Annotated in this window: 15 protein-coding genes; all 15 read right to left on the bottom strand. The window is 41.5% G+C overall.

All coding sequences use genetic code 11. The features are described from left to right. Positions 1-105 precede the first annotated feature (105 nt). The 15 genes from ACLJRH_RS00740 to wcaK all read right to left on the bottom strand — a co-directional run bounded on the left by ACLJRH_RS00740 (position 106) and on the right by wcaK (position 18,554). Positions 106-1,536 (bottom strand): undecaprenyl-phosphate galactose phosphotransferase, encoded by a 1,431-nt coding sequence (locus tag ACLJRH_RS00740; protein ID WP_000368704.1) that lies wholly within the window; start codon positions 1,534-1,536, stop codon positions 106-108. Between the two features lie 71 nt (positions 1,537-1,607). Continuing rightward, complete coding sequence (gene rfbK, locus ACLJRH_RS00735) at positions 1,608-3,041, bottom strand: O-antigen biosynthesis phosphomannomutase RfbK (RefSeq protein ID WP_001103634.1); 1,434 nt, start codon at positions 3,039-3,041, stop codon at positions 1,608-1,610. Then, complete coding sequence (locus tag ACLJRH_RS00730) at positions 3,028-4,467, bottom strand: mannose-1-phosphate guanylyltransferase/mannose-6-phosphate isomerase (protein ID WP_023136757.1); 1,440 nt, start codon at positions 4,465-4,467, stop codon at positions 3,028-3,030. Before ACLJRH_RS00730 ends, rfbK begins: the two co-directional genes overlap by 14 nt. Next, complete coding sequence (locus ACLJRH_RS00725; protein ID WP_001138990.1) at positions 4,468-5,415, bottom strand: glycosyltransferase family 2 protein; 948 nt, start codon at positions 5,413-5,415, stop codon at positions 4,468-4,470. Between the two features lie 3 nt (positions 5,416-5,418). Further along, positions 5,419-6,489 carry a glycosyltransferase gene (locus ACLJRH_RS00720; protein WP_023892087.1) on the bottom strand — a complete coding sequence of 357 codons (1,071 nt, stop codon included), beginning with the start codon at positions 6,487-6,489 and terminating at the stop codon, positions 5,419-5,421. A gap of 7 nt (positions 6,490-6,496) precedes the next feature. After that, positions 6,497-7,675, bottom strand: coding sequence for an O-antigen polymerase (locus tag ACLJRH_RS00715; RefSeq protein ID WP_023136759.1), 1,179 nt, complete (start codon positions 7,673-7,675; stop codon positions 6,497-6,499). A gap of 188 nt (positions 7,676-7,863) precedes the next feature. Then, positions 7,864-9,402: a lipopolysaccharide biosynthesis protein gene (locus ACLJRH_RS00710; protein ID WP_023136760.1), complete on the bottom strand. Its 1,539-nt coding sequence runs from the start codon at positions 9,400-9,402 to the stop codon at positions 7,864-7,866. A 347-nt stretch (positions 9,403-9,749) separates the two neighbouring features. Next, positions 9,750-10,280, bottom strand: coding sequence for a dTDP-4-dehydrorhamnose 3,5-epimerase (gene rfbC / locus ACLJRH_RS00705; protein ID WP_001100807.1), 531 nt, complete (start codon positions 10,278-10,280; stop codon positions 9,750-9,752). Positions 10,281-10,284: 4 nt separating this feature from the next. Continuing rightward, positions 10,285-11,163 carry a glucose-1-phosphate thymidylyltransferase RfbA gene (gene rfbA / locus ACLJRH_RS00700; RefSeq protein ID WP_023136761.1) on the bottom strand — a complete coding sequence of 293 codons (879 nt, stop codon included), beginning with the start codon at positions 11,161-11,163 and terminating at the stop codon, positions 10,285-10,287. A gap of 47 nt (positions 11,164-11,210) precedes the next feature. Next, complete coding sequence (rfbD, locus tag ACLJRH_RS00695) at positions 11,211-12,110, bottom strand: dTDP-4-dehydrorhamnose reductase (protein ID WP_023223157.1); 900 nt, start codon at positions 12,108-12,110, stop codon at positions 11,211-11,213. Beyond that, a complete protein-coding gene (rfbB, locus tag ACLJRH_RS00690) occupies positions 12,110-13,195 on the bottom strand; it encodes a dTDP-glucose 4,6-dehydratase (RefSeq protein WP_000697850.1) in 1,086 nt (361 codons plus the stop codon). Before rfbB ends, rfbD begins: the two co-directional genes overlap by 1 nt. Positions 13,196-13,571: 376 nt before the next feature. Further along, positions 13,572-14,465, bottom strand: coding sequence for a GalU regulator GalF (galF, locus tag ACLJRH_RS00685; protein ID WP_000981469.1), 894 nt, complete (start codon positions 14,463-14,465; stop codon positions 13,572-13,574). A gap of 177 nt (positions 14,466-14,642) precedes the next feature. Further along, positions 14,643-16,046 (bottom strand): colanic acid biosynthesis protein WcaM, encoded by a 1,404-nt coding sequence (gene wcaM, locus ACLJRH_RS00680; RefSeq protein WP_023136762.1) that lies wholly within the window; start codon positions 16,044-16,046, stop codon positions 14,643-14,645. Between the two features lie 10 nt (positions 16,047-16,056). Then, the gene (wcaL, locus tag ACLJRH_RS00675) at positions 16,057-17,277 is read right to left on the bottom strand and encodes a colanic acid biosynthesis glycosyltransferase WcaL (RefSeq protein WP_023136763.1); all 1,221 of its coding nucleotides are present in this window, start codon (positions 17,275-17,277) and stop codon (positions 16,057-16,059) included. Then, the gene (wcaK, locus tag ACLJRH_RS00670; protein WP_000770902.1) at positions 17,274-18,554 is read right to left on the bottom strand and encodes a colanic acid biosynthesis pyruvyl transferase WcaK; all 1,281 of its coding nucleotides are present in this window, start codon (positions 18,552-18,554) and stop codon (positions 17,274-17,276) included. Before wcaK ends, wcaL begins: the two co-directional genes overlap by 4 nt. Positions 18,555-18,569: the final 15 nt, after the last annotated feature.

Raw genomic sequence — 18,569 nt, 5'->3', positions numbered from 1 at the left:
ATAAAAATAATTGCACATGATTTATAATATAAGATAATTAGTACATAAATTACCTCAAACTGAACATGACAATTATACTAGCATTCTGCCAAATATAATATAAAATTAATACGCACCGTTGCGGTGAAAAACAACTTTTACCGTTTTAAACAGAATGGCAATATCATTCCAAAGCGTCCAGTTTTTAACATACCAGGAATCAAAATAAACACGGGTGTCATAATCAACATCATTACGCCCACTCACTTGCCATAGACCTGTCATGCCCGGCTTTGCCATCAAATAATAATCAACATCATCACAATAACGCTCCAGTTCATCCGAAACGATAGGTCGTGGTCCAACCAGGCTCATATCACCTTTTAGTACATTAAAAAGTTGTGGCAACTCATCAAGACTAGTTTTACGTATAAATCGACCTACAGCTGTGATTCGAGGATCATTTTTCAGTTTAAAATCTTTTTCCCATTCAGCCCTGGCAATAGGATCGTTAGCCAAAAGTTCTTTTAGTACCTCTTGAGAATTCATAACCATAGAACGAAATTTGTAGCATGGAAAAAGTTTTCCATGCCGACCTACTCGCTGGTGGCCATAAATAGCCGGACCACCATCCCGAGTAACTTTATACCACAGATAAATCATAAGTGGTGATGCAATAATAAGAATCATTATTGAACAAACAATATCAAATGTCCGTTTGAGAAAACGGGACGACCTTTTAGCCAAGTTATTTTGTATCCTTAATAACATAACTTCATGGCTAAAGATAAAAGACATATCAGTATTATATAATGGCAATCCTCTAAACGAGGGGACTACAGTAACAGAACGACAATGATGTTTTGAAAGTTCACGTAGCCAAAAATGTGTTTTCTCCAACTCGGTGTATTCATAAGCAAGTATATAATGGACATCACCTGTACGATTTAAATCCCAAATAATCTCAGTATCCTTTATCACCGGCAACATATTTATTTCAGCATCTGACGCATCCGTATCAAAAAAAGCGATAACATCAAACCCCATCATTTCCTCACTTTGCAGCGCAGAATATGCACCACGAGCATTCTGTCCGCTCCCCAGGATGATAGTTTTTTTCTTCCAGATACCTAGCTTGTTCAATAAATGCTTTGTAAGTGCGCGAAAAAAAGGCACCAGGATTATGGCAAAAGTCCAACAAAACACCCAGACATAGCGTGAAAACTGCCATTTTGTAAACGCTATCAGAGCCAAATCAAATATAGCAAAAATAACGATCGTACGAAAAATTTCTTTTAACTCATACCAAAATGGCTTGCGGTATGTATAATGTCGCAAACGAATCCAAAACCAACCGACACATACTACTGACAAAATAAAATGTGTAATAACTCTTGTATCTAATTGGTCTTGAGGAATAAATCGCTGTACTTGATCAAAAATAAAATAGACACATCCTAATGAAAACCATAAGGCTAAATTAAAAAAAATCAAATCCGATATAGCCAAAAAAATTTTACATAGCTGTGGATTATACTTATTATCAATATTATCCATTTAATCCTCACCCTCTGACCGTGCATAATGTAAATAAAATAGGCATATTAAGTAAATAACATTCAATTCTTTTACGGCAAGCATCGTTTTTTAATATTAGCAAGCGTTGTATTTACAAGATCCTGAGCTCTATTTAATAAATTAGCTTCTGCATAGCAGCGTAACTCAGGTGCATTACCAGAAGCGCGCAAATGCACAATACATCCATCACGTAAGGTAATTCGCATACCATCTGTCATATCTGTAGAAATTGCACCTTCATTCTCCAAGCCAATATAGCTTAAGAGGTTGCTCAGATTTTCTCTGCCCATACTAATTAAGGATTGGCTTTTATCAGTCGTAATCCCCTGTAATCTGTCAGAATGGGTGTAACGAGTTGGGAGTTCATTGACTAAAGCGCTAATGCTGGTATTCCTACTTTTGTAAAGCAGCATTATTGCCGGTAATACAGCATCACGAGTTGGTAAGGCATGAAGATTCTGCTCGTTAATACAGATGTCGCTTCCTAATAAAAAGCCGCCATTGGCTTCAAAACCGACAATACGACTATAACTCCGCGATAGTTCATTAAAAGCTTCGATAACATAAGGCGAACCTATTTTCGTAAGCTTAACATGTTTAAAAAAGCAGCCAGAAGAGATTATGCTATTACAACTAACAGGAATAGCGACGGCTTCTGCATCCAATGCAAGTGAACATAATAGACCTAGTATATCGCCTCTTAGCCACTCACCGGCCTCATCAGCAATAAGAGGGCGATCACCATCCCCATCTGTCGAGAATATGGCATCTAAATCGAACTCTTTAGCCCATGAGCGAGCTTTTTCCCGATCCTCTTTGCTTACAGCCTCTGTATCTATAGGTACAAAATTATCGCTTCTACCCAAGCTAACGACTTCAGCCCCCAATGCAATAAATAAAGGCTTATAAAGATCACGCCCAGCGCTTGAATGTTCGTAAATACCAATACGCTTATTTTTCAGGAATGGAGTAGAAAATAAAGATGTATAACGAGATATATAATTAACAGCAGCCATTTCTGAAACTATGAGTTCTTTAAGCTCTAAATGGCTACACGTATCTTCAACACTAAGGATCGCAGCCTCATCATGTTTCGTGATTTCACCATCAGGACGATAAAACTTGAGGCCGTTCCGCTCGAATGGAATATGACTTCCCGTAACCATTATCGCAGGCATATTGTCAGACATAGACTGAAAGGCCAAAGCTGGGGTTGGTACCACTCCATAAAAAATACAGTTAACGCCTTTATCCGCCAATGCAGCAGCACACGCCTGAGCCATCCCATAACTACTTGGACGATTATCTATTGCCAATGCTACGGTATCAAACGAAAAATGTTCCTGCATAACGGCAATAAATGAAACCGTAAAAGCAGCACATACCTGAGGTGTAAAATCTTTTACAAGACCGCGAGCCCCACTCGTTCCAAACACAATACCTGATGAATGAATAACATCACGGCTATTATTAACTACGTTCATTAGCCCACTCCTTCGAAAATCCAGAACGTTGTTCTAAACGAATAATATCATCCTCACCAAGATAGGTACCTGATTGAATCTCAATTAACTTCAGGGGGATCATTCCGGGGTTTTCCAGCGCGTGAATAGTATCCGGAGGAATAAATGTTGATTCATTTTCAGAAACCATGTAAATCTGCTCTCCCTTTGTAACACGAGCAGTCCCGGATAATACTATCCAATGCTCAGCCCGGTGGTGATGCATCTGCGCCACAAATTTCTCACCCGGCTTAACAGTGATACATCTAACGAGGTAATTTTTTCCGCTATCAATCACATTATATTTTCCCCAAGGGCGGAAAACTTCTTGATGTTGTTTATATTCGTTCCTATCATTTCGTTTTAAATAATCAACAATTTTTTTAACATCTTGTACTGTATCTTTATTAGCCACCAATAAAGCGTCTGTTGTTTGAACAATGACAAGATTACTTACACCAATCGCACTTATAAACATATCTTCGGAATAAATGTAATTATCATTACAAGCATGTGCGAAGATATCTCCTTTTAAAACATTTCTCTGATGATCTTTATTCGATATATCCCAAAGTGAGGACCAGGATCCCACATCCGACCAGCCAGCACTCATTGGTATCACCACGGCATGCTGTGTGTGCTCCATAACTGCATAATCGATAGAATCACTCGGGCATGAGATAAACTCTTCTTTATCAATACGAATAAAATCAAGATCGGGATTTATATGTCCTACCGCCTTTTCACAAGCTTTGTAAATTTCAGGTGATAAGCACTTCAATTCGTTTAAATAAGAGCTTGCACGAAATAAAAACATACCGCTATTCCAGTAATATTTCCCTGATTTGAAATAGTCACCGGCGGTATCGATATCCGGTTTCTCCACAAATTCAGCCACTGCATAAGCGTCATTTCCTATCAACTCACCACGACGAATATATCCATAACCCGTTTCAGCATGCGTTGGAACAATACCAAAAGTTACAAGCTTACCATTTGCGGCGTATTCTTCAGCATGTCTGACAGCTTTCGTAAAAGCTATTTCATCTTGGATCACATGATCTGCAGCAAGAACCAACAAAAGAGGATCAGCATTATCAGCATTCTGGAGCGCACAAAACGCGGCAAGAGCGATCGCTGGTGCAGTATTACGGCCTACCGGTTCGAGAATAATATTATTTGCTAACTTGTCAATTTCGCGGAGTTGTTCAGCGACTAAGAAACGGTGTCTGTCATTACAAATGACAACGGGTTCTTCTGTAGAAAGTGAAGCTAATCGCTTTATAGTATTTTGCAGCATTGATAGTTTACCTTCAACGCTTAGAAACTGCTTCGGATGATATTCGCGTGAAAGCGGCCATAAACGGCTACCTGTGCCGCCAGCCATAATTACGGGAAGAAAAGACATTTATTTTATCTCTTTTGACGAAGAATATTGGATATTATTCCAATAACTCTTGTACATGCTAAAATAGCGACATGTAGACAACGGTAAAGATTGCCAATGCTTGCCTAATTTGTAACCCAGAAATTTAGCAAAGGTTGTTAATAAAGCTCTTGGAATCCAGAACGGTGCATTTTTAAGCAGGAATTGAATCTCTGATTTTACGAAGCGGAAACCCTCACCACCGGCTCCGCCAAAGTCACGCTGAATCCAAGGGTTACAGGCATGAAATACCCCTGTATCAAAATACCGTTGGAACTCTTGTTTTGGCGTATAATTATGCGAATGCCTTACACTGGCTTCTGCGCAATAAGCAATTTTATAACCCGCCTGGATCATTCTCGCAGCCATAAACATATCTTCAGCGAGGATAGTATGTTCAGGAAACCCCCCAAGTGCTTCAAAAACAGACCGCCGATAAGCTGCAAAAGAATTTGACATGAACACGGTTTTAATGCCGAGTTTTTTTATATCATTTTTACTTTTAATTAGAGTTTCAGTACCATAATTAAAATTTCTTGCGTGTATAGCAAGAGGATTAGCATCATGATGAGGAAGCTGTCTGCCACATACTGCAGCGACATTTTTGTCATTAAATAATGATAATATTTCTTCCAGGGCATTTTTATTTTCAAATATAGCATCCTGGGTTAAAAAAACAACAAAATCACTTTCTTCGGCGGAAGCTAATGCTTTATTTCTCGTCCCTCCGTGATTAAATTCACTTGGTGATATAACTATAATATTGTTGGTATAAGTGCTTGCAATATTTCTAGTGTCATCTGTCGATGATGAATCAATGATTATCAATTGTGATGGCTGATTAGTTTGTTTTTGAAAAGCGTGAAACCACTCATTCCATCTAGCACTACCAGCATTATATGTAGGAACAATTAAAGTAAAGGAGGGCATTTTTTAGTCCAAAAGCTCAAGTATTTTTTTACCAAATTGTGTTTTATTAACAATGTGAAGCTTTTTATGGCTTTCAATACCTTCAGCCCCAACCTCAGTAGCAACAACCGTTGCACCCGCCTCAAGCATCTGTAACACCTTTATTTTTACTCCAGCTCCATATAGTAAAGGTGCAACACTTAAATCGGCCTTTTGAAAAGCCAAGGTAGGATCTGATACAGCACCAGCGACATGTACATTAGATATACACTTGCCGATCAACTTCAGTAAAGGTCTGGGAGCCAAGCCTAAAATCCAAAGATGGATATGTGGATTTTGTTTTCTTATTTTAAGAAAAACAAAAAATATAAACCATATTATAGACCAGTGGTTTTCCGCACGCTTCATGTAACCAAAAAAAATTAAATTTTTTCTATCCTTAAATTTATCTACAACCTCTTCAATCGGAATACCATTTAATACCTCACCGACTTTTTGTACTCCAAGATCAGCAACCTCTATAACTCCCTTATAATTCATTTGTTCAAGTAACAATTTATCTTTATGAGACATTGCCACAATTTTTTTCAACTTACAGAATAAGTTTGCCTCAACTTTTGCAATCTCTTTATTGATAGGTTTCTTTGTAAGAGAACGACTTGTGCGCTGTGATACAACATCATGGGCAAAATAATGAATATTTGCATGTAAAATATGTTTTACCACTCCTAAAACTGATGGAAAATCAAGCCATACTAAGTCGTAATTCGTGTGAGAGATCTTATTATTTATCCGTTTAATTAAACTTTTATTTACTCTAGTAAAAAACCATGGCGCAATAAAAGATTTATATTTAGCATTGAAAAGTATCCCTTTAAGATAATCTTTCTTACTAACGTTGATCACTTCATAAGAATGGCATAGTGCTTTAATTTCGGGATTTTCATATTGTGTTGCAGGAGATATAACAATAACATCGACTTGACTGCCATTATTTACATGTTTTTTTAAATTATCACCACAAATGGCCTCACCAGCACCGATCGAACCTCTCGCCCCAGGATGAAAGGCACTAATAAAAAGAACTTTATGCATTTTTAATTCAACCATTATTTTTAAGTGGGAGTAACTTATAGATAAAATAAAAAATCATCATAAATATGAACAAAAGAGAAATATATTTAACACCATAGGTAAGGTCTTTTCTCATTGCAACAAATATGAGGGAAACAATTGGAAAATGATAAATTATGAGCCTGCTTTTCTTGGCTACACGATAAAATACTATTAGCATTACACCCAAGATTAAACCATGCAGGAATACTCCGACATAACCAAGTGAATGAAAAGCCTCTGTGAATATAAACTGCCCACCTTTATCCTCATAAAAACGCATCTCATTATTCTCGAACAAAGATTGTTTATCTAAACCAAAAATGCCATATATAAAAGCAGGGATAATAAATAATATGGGAGAAAATAAATCTAATACTCCCCCATAAGGTAAATTATTATATAAATGCGTTCTCACTTCATTAGCCAAAGTCGCTAAAGAAAAATGTGTTTCATACATCACGGCAAAAGGTATAGCTGTAAAAATACTTCCTCCTGAAGTTGAAGTGCTTTCACGCAAATATAAACCTAATCCAGCAATGAAAAACATTATTATACAAATAATGCTTACTTTGATAATACGTTTAAAATTAATTTTATAATTTAGCATATAGAATGACACGAAACATAATATTAGCAAAATTAAATTTTCTCTTCGTCCCTGAATAAATATAGAAACAAGTATTAATAGCGATACTGCTATGACAACTTTATTAGTTATTGATATTTCTTTAAAGTTGACACGAATGCTAGTTAATAGTGCATAGTTAGCAAGCAATCCCGATGAAGATATGAGAATATCTCTGGTTTGATTTTCTGCACTACCTTCATAGATTGCTATATAAGGCGTATGTAGAAATGCTATGTAACCACCATATGCAGCGACGCCTAAGGCGAAAATTAGAAACGCTGAAATAATAAAGCATACTGAACAAAAATTTATAAAACAAGAATTATTAAAATCTTTTATTCCTACTAACTTGATTTTAGAAAATGCAAAATAGCCGAGAAAAACTCCCACTATCCCCGTGGATACGACAATGATTACATCGCCCACTGTATCAGTATATGCAAGGGCCCCTAGTGGTGATAATTGAGGAAATTGAAGATAAAGAATTCCACATATTATATATATCCCAATAGCAATAAACCAAGCTAAAAATACCATAACACATCTCATATTATTAAGCGATAAGGAATAAGATAATACTTTATTACATATATTTATCTTGTTTAGATTTATACCTTATTTTCAATAGCCAAATAGTCGCTTTTGCGTACACCACTACGCTTAATATATATCGGTTTCATTATCAAACTATCCAGGCAACGATCTTTTTCTCCAATTTTAGAGAATCAATTTTCCCTATACATTTTTTTAAACATAACAAACATGAATTTCCGAACGTTGCTATCAAAGACGCTGTATATCATTATCAATAACAATAAAGGAGTAATGCTACTCATACACACTTGTATAAAGAAATCTAGCCATTCATTGCTGACTATAACTTTTGCCCTTGTAATAAAAAAGATGGAAAGCAAGAATATGCTTATAAAGAACCATGATCTTATAAGCTCATGAATAATAAATGCATTATCCGATTTAAGGGCATTTTTGTATAAAAATACTGGTTTCAAGATCATGACAACGATGATATTACTAACGATAGTTCCAATAACTATCCCATTTAAACCTAAATAATGTACTAAAACTAATGAAACGATAATATTAATTATGGCTTCCAGTAGGGGTAATTCAATATCTGACATATAACCAAGGCCTACTTTTGCAACATCAAAAGAGATCCTTGCAATCAATACGAAGCAATTAACAGAAAGTAACAAAACTAATTGTTGGCTAAGTACAATTTCTTTTCCCATCCATAAGGATACAAATGTACTTGAAGATATATAAAACATGTACGCGCAAAAAATACCTAGCATAAAAAAAAGTGAATTATAAAGTGATATAATCCTGATAACTTTTTCCTTACTATCAGAATATAGTTTTGCTCCTATATAAGCACCCAGTGGGGAAGCTATTGCTGATATCAGAAAACCCAATGCTTGAATTAACATCATATAGGAAGAAAAAGATGTGATAACCGTTATACCTAGAAAGACAGATATAATTAAATAATCTGTATTAAATACAACAACACCAGCAATTTTATGTACAAACGTATATTTTATCTCTCTTTTTATTTTAGATTTTACACTTATTATATTTTCTTTATTGATAGTATCAGTAATATCCAACTTTACTAATTGCGGATATTTTTTTAATGTTAGTCTGTTAAAAAGAATAAGTTGTATTACATTAGAAAGTAACTCAATAGCGCACACAATCCAAAAGGAGACGCCGCAAATCATTAGAAATATTTGCAATATATATGCTAAACTTCTAGTTAACCCAGTAATTAATTTAACCAAATAGACATTCTGGTCTGCTGTTAAAATGACAGATTGAGCAGAGTATAAATATGATAATGATGTACTTATAACAAACACCCCCCATGTTATATATAGATTTTCAGGGGATATACTTGCATTTACTATAGAATTTAATAACAAAAAGAAAAGCAGTCCAATAACTAATATGCCCAATGCTATAAAATGATATATTTTCTTTATTATAAAATATAATTGTCTTAACTCACTATTTTCTTTTCTATGCAGTGGTTTAAATAGGATATATGTTAAGGCTGTACTTATACCTAGCTCAGCAAGGTTTAATACTCCCATCAACTGTACTACTAATAAATAATACCCGGTTAAATCAGCACCATATACTTTAACAAAGTAACTTCTTAAAAAAAAGTTTGTTATTAATATAAGAACTGAAGTAAACAATCCTATCTGAGACCCAAGAGCAACTTTATTTCTAAACATATTAGGATAAAACTCGAATCATCTGTATTTTGTTAGCTAAAAAGGAATGTTGAATGATAGTTTCTAATATCATATTTTTATTTTCTTGAACTGACTTTACTTATTCCAAGTAAATATCTGTCTGATATTTTTTGAAATCTATCTAATTTGGTTATTTTGTCTAAAAAACCCATATTCACACATCGTTCACACAACAGATGAATAGACTAAGCTCTTTAAAATATCTCTATAACTCTCTAAATTTTAATTACAATGCAATAAATAGGATTAGAAAATTTTAATAACACCTATAAAACGCTTATAGGTGTTGAACAATATCTATTCAATTATAAATAATGGCAATTATGTTACTTTACTAAACCTTTATGAATTTTATCTTTTAATGAAAGAATTGGACTATCTATTCCCCATGTAATATTAATATCAGGATCATTCCAAATAATACCTCTTTCATGTTCGCCAGAATAATAGTTTGATGTTTTATAAACAAATTCAGCTTCTTCACTTAATACTAAGAACCCATGAGCAAAACCTTCAGGTATCCACAACTGCCTTTTATTTTCAGAAGAAATATTGACACCAACCCATTTACCAAACGTTTCGGAATCTTTGCGAATATCTACAGCAACATCAAAAACTTCTCCTGCTATACAGCGTACAAGCTTCCCTTGAGCATAAGGTTCAACTTGATAATGTAAACCACGTAACACACCTTTAGTTGATTTTGAATGATTATCCTGAACAAATTCAATCTTTCGGCCAACCGCTTCCTCAAATACTTTCTGATTAAAACTTTCCATAAAGAACCCACGTTCATCACTAAACACTTTAGGTTCAAAAATTAATACATCAGGAATTTCTGTTTTAATAACGTTCATTTTATTAATAACCTTTAATCATGTTCAGGAGATACTGCCCATAAGCATTCTTCGACAACGGTTTAGCCAGATTCTTAATCTGCTCCGCATCAATAAACCCTTTTCTATAAGCGATCTCTTCCGGGCAGGACACTTTTAGTCCCTGGCGTTCTTCGATGGTTGCAATAAAATTACTAGCCTCTATCAAACTCTGATGCGTCCCTGTATCCAGCCAGGCATAACCACGCCCCATCATAGCGACAGACAATCTTCCCTGCTCCATATAGATACGGTTAATATCCGTGATTTCTAACTCACCGCGAGCGGAAGGCTTAAGATTTTTCGCCATCTCCACCACGCTATTATCATAAAAATACAGCCCCGTTACCGCGTAATTACTCTTCGGTTGTAACGGTTTTTCCTCCAGACTAACGGCTGTGCCATTTTGGTCAAACTCAACCACACCGTAGCGCTCTGGATCGTTTACATGATAAGCAAAGACGGTAGCACCACTTTCTTTATTAACGGCAGCTTCCATTAACTTTGGTAAATCATGACCATAGAAGATATTGTCACCCAGCACTAATGCACAATCATCATGACCAATGAACTCTTCACCAATAATAAACGCCTGTGCTAAGCCATCCGGGCTTGGCTGTACTTTATATTGGAGATTCAGTCCCCACTGGCGGCCGTCTCCCAGCAGTTGTTGAAAACGCGGCGTGTCCTGTGGCGTACTGATGATCAGGATATCCCGAATGCCTGCCAGCATAAGCGTGGAAAGGGGATAGTAAATCATCGGTTTATCATAAATTGGTAGCAATTGCTTACTTACCGCCATGGTCACCGGATAAAGACGGGTGCCGGAGCCCCCCGCTAAAATAATGCCCTTACGCGTTTTCATTTCCATTTCTCATTCATAGAAAATGCCCTGATGGGCATTTAAATTTATCAGATGGTTGTCGTCGTAAACATTTCAGTCAGCATACGCTTAACTCCTAATTCCCATTGCGGCAGAATAAGGCCAAAATTACGCTGAAACTTTTCAGTATTGAGACGCGAATTTCCAGGTCTGCTCGCCGGCGTCGGGTAGGCGCTGGTCGGCACAGCATTAAGCTCCGTAAGCGCAAGCGTTATCCCTGCTTTGCGTGCCTCGTCAAAGACTAACGCCGCGTAGTCATGCCAGGTTGTGGTTCCCCCGGCAACCAGATGGTAAAGACCTGCGACTTCTGGTTTATTTAACGCCACACGGATCGCATGCGCCGTGCAGTCAGCCAGTAATTCCGCACCGGTTGGCGCACCGTACTGATCGTTGATGACTGAAAGTGTCTGACGCTCTTTCGCCAGACGAAGCATTGTCTTTGCGAAATTATTGCCCTTACCTGCATAAACCCAACTGGTGCGGAAGATAAGGTGCTTAGGGCAGTTATCCTGCAGGGCCTTTTCTCCCGCCAGTTTGGTCTTGCCATAGACATTCAGCGGCGACGTAGCGTCCGTTTCCTGCCATGGGATATCGCCGGTACCAGGAAATACATAATCGGTTGAATAATGCACTACCCATGCGCCAGTTTCGTTGGCCGCTTTAGCGATGGCTTCCACACTGGTGGCGTTAAGTAACTGCGCTAGTTCTGGTTCAGACTCTGCTTTATCTACTGCAGTATGGGCTGCTGCGTTAACAATCACATCGGGACGAAGCTTACGAACGGTTTCAGCAACGCCTTTCGGATTACTAAAATTACCGCAAAACTCTTTTGAATGGACATCCAGGGCAATCAGATTCCCCACTGGTGCCAGAGAACGTTGCAACTCCCAGCCTACTTGCCCTGTCTTACCAAAAAGTAAGATATTCATTACTGGCGTCCTTCATAGTTCTGTTCTATCCAACTCTGATACGCCCCACTTTTAACATTGTTTACCCATTGAGTATTTGCAAGGTACCATTCCACTGTTTTACGAATACCGCTTTCAAAGGTCTCCAGCGGTTTCCAGCCTAATTCACGGCTAATTTTACCTGCATCAATGGCATAACGACGATCATGGCCCGGACGATCCGCGACATAAGTGATTTGTTCACGATAAGAAGTCGCTTTGGGTACAATCTCATCCAGCAGATCACAGATAGTAAATACCACATCGAGATTTTTCTTCTCATTGTGGCCACCAATGTTATAAGTCTCCCCTGCCTTGCCTTCAGTCACTACCATATGAAGCGCGCGAGCGTGATCTTCTACATATAGCCAGTCGCGAATCTGATCCCCTTTGCCATAAATTGGCAAAGGCTTTCCTTCCAGTGCGTTCAAAATGACCAACGGAATCAGTTTTTCAGGGAAGTGATAAGGGCCATAGTTATTAGAACAATTGGTAACGATCGTTGGTAGACCATAGGTACGCCGCCAGGCACGGACTAAATGATCGCTGGATGCTTTTGACGCAGAATAGGGGCTACTTGGCGCATATGCCGTCGTTTCAGTAAATAACGGCAGCGTAACGCTGTTTTCAACTTCATCAGGATGCGGTAAATCGCCGTAAACTTCATCAGTGGAAATATGATGAAAACGAAAACTATTTTTTTTATCTTCGCCAAGCGCAGACCAGTATTTACGCGCAACTTCAAGAAGTACATAGGTGCCGACGATATTGGTTTCAATAAATGCTGCCGGCCCGGTAATCGAACGATCCACATGACTTTCCGCAGCCAAATGCATCACCGCGTCCGGCTGGTACTGCTCAAAAATACGCGTTATTTCAGCGGAATCACAAATATCCGCGTGTTCAAAATTGTAGCGATTACTTTCAGAAATATCAGAAAGGGATTCAAGATTACCGGCGTAGGTTAATTTATCAATATTAACTACAGTGTCCTGTGTATTCTTAATAATATGGCGGACAACAGCTGATCCAATAAAACCTGCCCCGCCAGTAATAAGTATTTTCACTTTTCTATTCCATAAGGCGTATTTAATGTGGTATTTAATTTGCCAATAAAAATTAATTGCTCAAGTCGTTACACACGCTACCGCCCCTGGCTCATCAGCTACCAGTGCACTGCGTACATATCGACTTGTTACAAACCTCGCCCAGCAGGGCAAAGCTCACTAAAACTTAAACGCTAATTGTCTTATTAATTGCATCCGGAAACAAGGATTAATCTTATAAAATCAGCATTAAAATGCTCCAGATAACCCCTTGTTACTTAAGCCCTTTATACAAAACTAAAACGGCAGCCAACACTCGTTTCAGCCAACTTGCCGCTTCGAATGTTCACTGCCGTTATTATGTTTATCACCAACCATTTATCACGGTTGTTAATACTTATTCATGCAAAAGCTGCTCTATGCTCTTACGGAACTTCGCTCCTTCTTTCAGGTTGCGCAGCCCGTACTTCACAAATGCCTGCATGTAGCCCATTTTTTTACCGCAGTCATAGCTGTCACCCGTCATCAGCATCGCGTCAACCGACTGTTTTTTCGCCAGTTCAGCAATGGCATCGGTGAGCTGGATGCGGCCCCAGGCGCCCGGTTCGGTTCTTTCCAGTTCCGCCCAGATGTCGGCTGAAAGCACATAACGGCCTACCGCCATCAAATCGGAATCCAGCGTCTGCGGCTGATCCGGTTTTTCGATAAACTCCACAATCCGGCTGACTTTGCCTTCATTATCCAGAGGTTCTTTCGTCTGGATAACGGAATACTCCGATAAATCACCTTTCATGCGCTTCGCCAGCACCTGGCTGCGACCCGTTTCATTGAAACGCGCCACCATCGCCGCAAGGTTATAGCGCAGCGGATCGGCGGTAGCATCATCAATAATAATATCCGGGAGTACCACAATGAAAGGGTTATCGCCCACGACCGGACGCGCGCACAGAATAGAGTGCCCCAGCCCTAACGGCTGCGCCTGGCGAACGTTCATAATCGTTACGCCCGGTGGGCAGATAGATTGCACTTCCGCCAAAAGCTGACGCTTAACGCGCTGTTCAAGAAGTGATTCAAGTTCATAAGAGGTGTCGAAGTGGTTCTCAACGGCGTTTTTAGACGCGTGAGTCACCAGTACGATTTCTTTGATCCCTGCAGCCACAATCTCATCGACAATGTACTGAATCATTGGCTTGTCGACGATCGGTAGCATCTCTTTTGGGATTGCCTTGGTGGCAGGCAACATATGCATACCCAAACCCGCTACCGGTATAACTGCTTTCAAATTCATCATTGTTTCTTCCACCTGTAAAATGGTTGCTGAATTATAGCTCTTTAGCTTGTTTTCGCCAGCATGAATTACTCTGCTGCCAGGGATAATGATGGCACGCTCTACATTACGTCTTAGTCGGCACCATAACATTAAGTATGAACAACTTTTTCCCAGGAATTTTCGTAAAAATAGCGGTACTTACCCTCCCCGCTTCGGCAGCGGAAAATTCACTGCTTCGACATTCACGGTTTGGTGATTAATCCTGTCGATATCCACGGAACTCTGCCCGTTTTCATTGATGGCATGAACATTAGCGAGGGAAAGCAGCGTGTCCTGGCGGGCCATAAATTGACCACGGACATCTTTACGCAAATCGAAGCGCATTTTTAACGCCGGGCCAATCGCTGAAGTTTGCATCACGTTGATATTACGCAGAAAGAGGTGCTGCGGTTGATTATGCAGTTCCAGCGTAGCACGCGTCATCCGTACGTTGGTGATGGCGACAAAAGAGGGGGCGTTACCGGAGGAAATTTGAATGCCGCGTAATTTATAAGCAACCTGGCGATTATCCAACCGAATAGCGTTTAATTTAAAGTTTTGCGGAATTGACAGGTATTTGCCTTTAACGACGCCATAGCCGATGAGCATCCCGGCACTATTTGTCATATCAATATTATCAATGACGAAATTATCACAGCCATAAATTGCGATCGTTGCGTTATCAATACCCGCCTTTTTACTGAAATCTGGCGTGATGTTTTTGGCTTTGACATTGCGAATGACGAAATGTTTGCCATTTTCTACGTGCACCAGCTGTCGGCAATCAGATCCGGTAATATTGGCCACCACAAAGTTTTTTACTGCCTGGTCTTCAGGATAACTATTGTCATAGGTGCTACCCGCCAGCCCGATGCCGATCCCCCAGTTGATTTTGCCATTGGTACAATCAATGCGTTCGATGACATGATCGGAAATCAGGATGTCGCGGTCGTGAATCGCGACATTCCACTCAATGGCGTCCCCCTGCAAATCGCTAAAGCGGCTATGCGTAATCCGCGCGCCGTCCATTTGGTTATGAAATCCCTGGCGGAGAATGGCGTAGTTGGCGTGGGTAACGGTGATGTCATCGATAATGAGATTACGCATCACCTGCGGTTCCTTACCGCCGATGAAAATTTGCGCGACGGGGCCAAAGCCGCTCATCGTCACGCCTTTAATCACACAGTCCGACCCGCGAATATCCAGCGTCACATTGTGCAGACTGCCGCCCTGCTCCCCCACCACCTGACACCCGTCCTGCAAAATAAACCGTCCCCGGCCATTCCCACGCACCGCGCCCTGTACCCGCAGCGTTTTTCCCGCCGGAATCGTTATCGCCGCATTGATATTTTCACACACCCATCCTGGCGGTACGACCACGGTCTGTCCGTCGGCGAAGGCCTGTTTGAACGAGGCGATACCGTCATCCGCCGGATAATCCTTAATATTGACGGTCTGGCGAGGTTCACGCGCCTGTACCGGCAAGGCGCGTAGAAAAGGAAGAACAGCAAGCGCGGAACCTGCCGTCAGGAGGGTACGTCGGGAGAATTTAGTCGTGGGCATACCACCTCGTTTATATCGTTTGTAGCAGGCTGGCTAACTGGCGATTAATCGCCTGCTGATTAAAATCTTGCGCCACTTTTTCACGGGCGCGCGTGATCACCGACTCCAGCGTGTCGTGGTCAATCCGGCTGAAATCAGCGAGTCGGGCCGCCAGCGCCTGCGCATCGTTTTCCGGCACCAGCCAGCCGGATTTGCCGGCCTCCACCAGTTCCGGAATGCCGCTATGCACGGTAGACACCACGGGAATCCCCACCGCCATCGCCTCCATCAGCGCTACCGGAATACCTTCCATATCGCCATCCGTACCGGTAATCGACGGCAGCAAAAAAACATCGGCGTCATCCAGCATCGCCTTCACTTCATGGCTCGGTTTAAACCCCGGCATCTCAATGACATCCTCTAGCTGATACTGCTCGATGAGCGTACGCAGCCGACGTTCCCACGGGCCAATCCCCAGAATGCGGTAGCGAAACGCCACGCCCTGCGCTTTCAGTTGCCGACAGGCTTCAATCGCCACATGCAGGCCTTTTTTCTCGGTCAGGCGCGCGACGGAAATCATCTCCAGCGGCATCCCTGGCGCTTTCACCGGACGATGGGTAAAACGCGTCATGTCGACGCCCATGCGCGAAACGGCAATCTTTTCCGGCGGACAGCCCATACTTTTCAGGCGACCGGCCCACAGTTCGCTGATGGGCAGCATCAGATCGCCACGACGAAACAACTGCTGATACTCCGGCGTGTAATGACTGAGCACTTCGCGGCTGGAAATATCAATCCCGTGGAAAATAGTCGCGATTTTGCCGCGAAGCACGCCCAGTTCGCGTAGTTTGGCCGCCGTCACGCCCGCCGGACCAAAGTGTGCGATAAACACATCCGCCACAAAAGGGTGGCTCACCTGCGCGCAAATCGCGGAAAGGATCAAATTGCGTGATTCATCGCCATAGCGGGTAAAATTGAGCGCTTTCCAGGTCGCCGCCCGATGCAGCCCCGGCAGCGTTTTACATGCCCGGTAGCGCAGTTTCGCCAGCCGTCCCTGGGGCTCATCCTGTAACCAGCGGGTTTTCGCCGCCAGGCCATACTTCTCCCAGGCGGCGTGAGTATGTTGGGTATCGCCTTTTTGTAACGCGACAATCTCCACCTCATGGCCCATATCAATAAACGCAGTAATCTGATTCAGCACAAAGGTTTCCGATGAGAGTGGAAATTTCAGCAGAAAAAAGCTGACTTTCATTGTTCCTCCCGAATTCTGTCGAGAACGGATTTGATCATCGTGAACCCTTTCGCCCGCTCCTCGGTGACGGCATTAGCCACTTTTGCCTTTAGCGCAGGCAATTGATTGAGCGTATCGGCCACCACGCTTTGTAATGAACCGTTCAGCAAGTGACGGATATCGATAGCCAATTCCGCCAGGCCTAGCTGCTGCATAATCCCGGCGGATTTATGTTCATAATTAATGGCGATAGCGGGCGTGCCAAAATTCATGGAGATAATGGCGGAATGCAGGCGCGTCCCGATGGTCAGTACACAGGAGGCGAGGATCTTTCCGATTTCCACGTCATTGAGTTCGTCCATCGCGATATGGAAATGCTCTGAGTCGTTTACATACTTCGCCATCCGTAACGCAACCATCCGGTCATCGCGGTTATAGCGATCGATACTGGTGCAGGTCGACAGCGCCAGTACCTGATAACCGTCCGCAATCAGGCGATTCACGACCTGGGCAAATGCCTGCTCATAGGCCTGCTGAGTGGTGCCCAGGCGTTTATCAAACGGCTCCAGATCGCGCAACGTAATCGCGACGGTTTTGCGGCGCGCGGTGACGTCCAGCCAGTGCTGCACAGCATAACTGGCGACAAACTCGTCGTGACGGCGTTCGACTAACCAGGCAGTATCCACCCCCTGCTCCACTTTCCGGGTATCGATCTGCGCGGCGGTCATTAGATCACGGCTGACGGTTTCACGCAGGATCAGCGCACTGGTGCGCCCAAAAACATAATTGGCGAGCTGGTTAAAGTCAGGGTTCTGGAAAGGGCCGACGCTATGTCCCACCATATAAATTGGTTTGTTCGCCATAAACGCGCACAGCGGATATTCAAAGTGAGTCAAACCGTATAAGTCGACATAGTTTGAACCGCCCACCTGAATGACGGCGTCATACTGCGCAATAAATTGCGCGAATTCGGCAAATTCCGGCGCGATAGCAAAATTACGCAGCGATCCTTCCTGGGCGACTTTAGACAATAAAATTTTATGCTGAAAACGACGGCGTAATACTTTTTTCACCCGACCGTTAAGCCCTGCCGCCGCCTGCTGTTTCTGACTTAACTGATACAGCGGGTCGGCAATAATCGGGCGCCCCTGCAACCAGGCGGAACTCACCGGGAAACGGCTCATCACATCCATCTCCGCCTCTGGCGCCTGTTGACGGATGGCATCAAGCAAACCGCGCATAATGGCGCTATCACCACGGTTGCCGCATGTGTGGTTGCCTAAAATTAATAATTTCATAAATAGCCTCTTATA

The sequence above is a fragment of the Salmonella sp. SAL04162 genome, assembly GCF_046551535.1.
Taxonomy (GTDB): Bacteria; Pseudomonadota; Gammaproteobacteria; order Enterobacterales; family Enterobacteriaceae; genus Salmonella; species Salmonella enterica.
The sequence above is the reverse complement of the archived record's forward strand: the minus strand, read 5'-3'. Positions and strand labels throughout refer to the sequence as shown.

Excerpts from the sequence above, each read along its gene's own strand:
- rfbD (WP_023223157.1), bottom strand. The coding sequence starts at position 12,110 with ATGAATATCTTACTTTTTGGTAAGACAGGGCAAGTAGGCTGGGAGTTG.
- wcaM (WP_023136762.1), bottom strand. The coding sequence starts at position 16,046 with ATGCCCACGACTAAATTCTCCCGACGTACCCTCCTGACGGCAGGTTCC.
- ACLJRH_RS00715 (WP_023136759.1), bottom strand. The coding sequence starts at position 7,675 with ATGGTATTTTTAGCTTGGTTTATTGCTATTGGGATATATATAATATGT.
- rfbA (WP_023136761.1), bottom strand. The coding sequence starts at position 11,163 with ATGAAAACGCGTAAGGGCATTATTTTAGCGGGGGGCTCCGGCACCCGT.
- ACLJRH_RS00720 (WP_023892087.1), bottom strand. The coding sequence starts at position 6,489 with ATGCATAAAGTTCTTTTTATTAGTGCCTTTCATCCTGGGGCGAGAGGT.
- rfbK (WP_001103634.1), bottom strand. The coding sequence starts at position 3,041 with ATGAACGTAGTTAATAATAGCCGTGATGTTATTCATTCATCAGGTATT.
- ACLJRH_RS00730 (WP_023136757.1), bottom strand. The coding sequence starts at position 4,467 with ATGTCTTTTCTTCCCGTAATTATGGCTGGCGGCACAGGTAGCCGTTTA.
- ACLJRH_RS00710 (WP_023136760.1), bottom strand. The coding sequence starts at position 9,402 with ATGTTTAGAAATAAAGTTGCTCTTGGGTCTCAGATAGGATTGTTTACT.
- wcaK (WP_000770902.1), bottom strand. The coding sequence starts at position 18,554 with ATGAAATTATTAATTTTAGGCAACCACACATGCGGCAACCGTGGTGAT.
- ACLJRH_RS00725 (WP_001138990.1), bottom strand. The coding sequence starts at position 5,415 with ATGCCCTCCTTTACTTTAATTGTTCCTACATATAATGCTGGTAGTGCT.
- ACLJRH_RS00740 (WP_000368704.1), bottom strand. The coding sequence starts at position 1,536 with ATGGATAATATTGATAATAAGTATAATCCACAGCTATGTAAAATTTTT.
- galF (WP_000981469.1), bottom strand. The coding sequence starts at position 14,465 with ATGATGAATTTGAAAGCAGTTATACCGGTAGCGGGTTTGGGTATGCAT.
- wcaL (WP_023136763.1), bottom strand. The coding sequence starts at position 17,277 with ATGAAAGTCAGCTTTTTTCTGCTGAAATTTCCACTCTCATCGGAAACC.
- rfbC (WP_001100807.1), bottom strand. The coding sequence starts at position 10,280 with ATGAACGTTATTAAAACAGAAATTCCTGATGTATTAATTTTTGAACCT.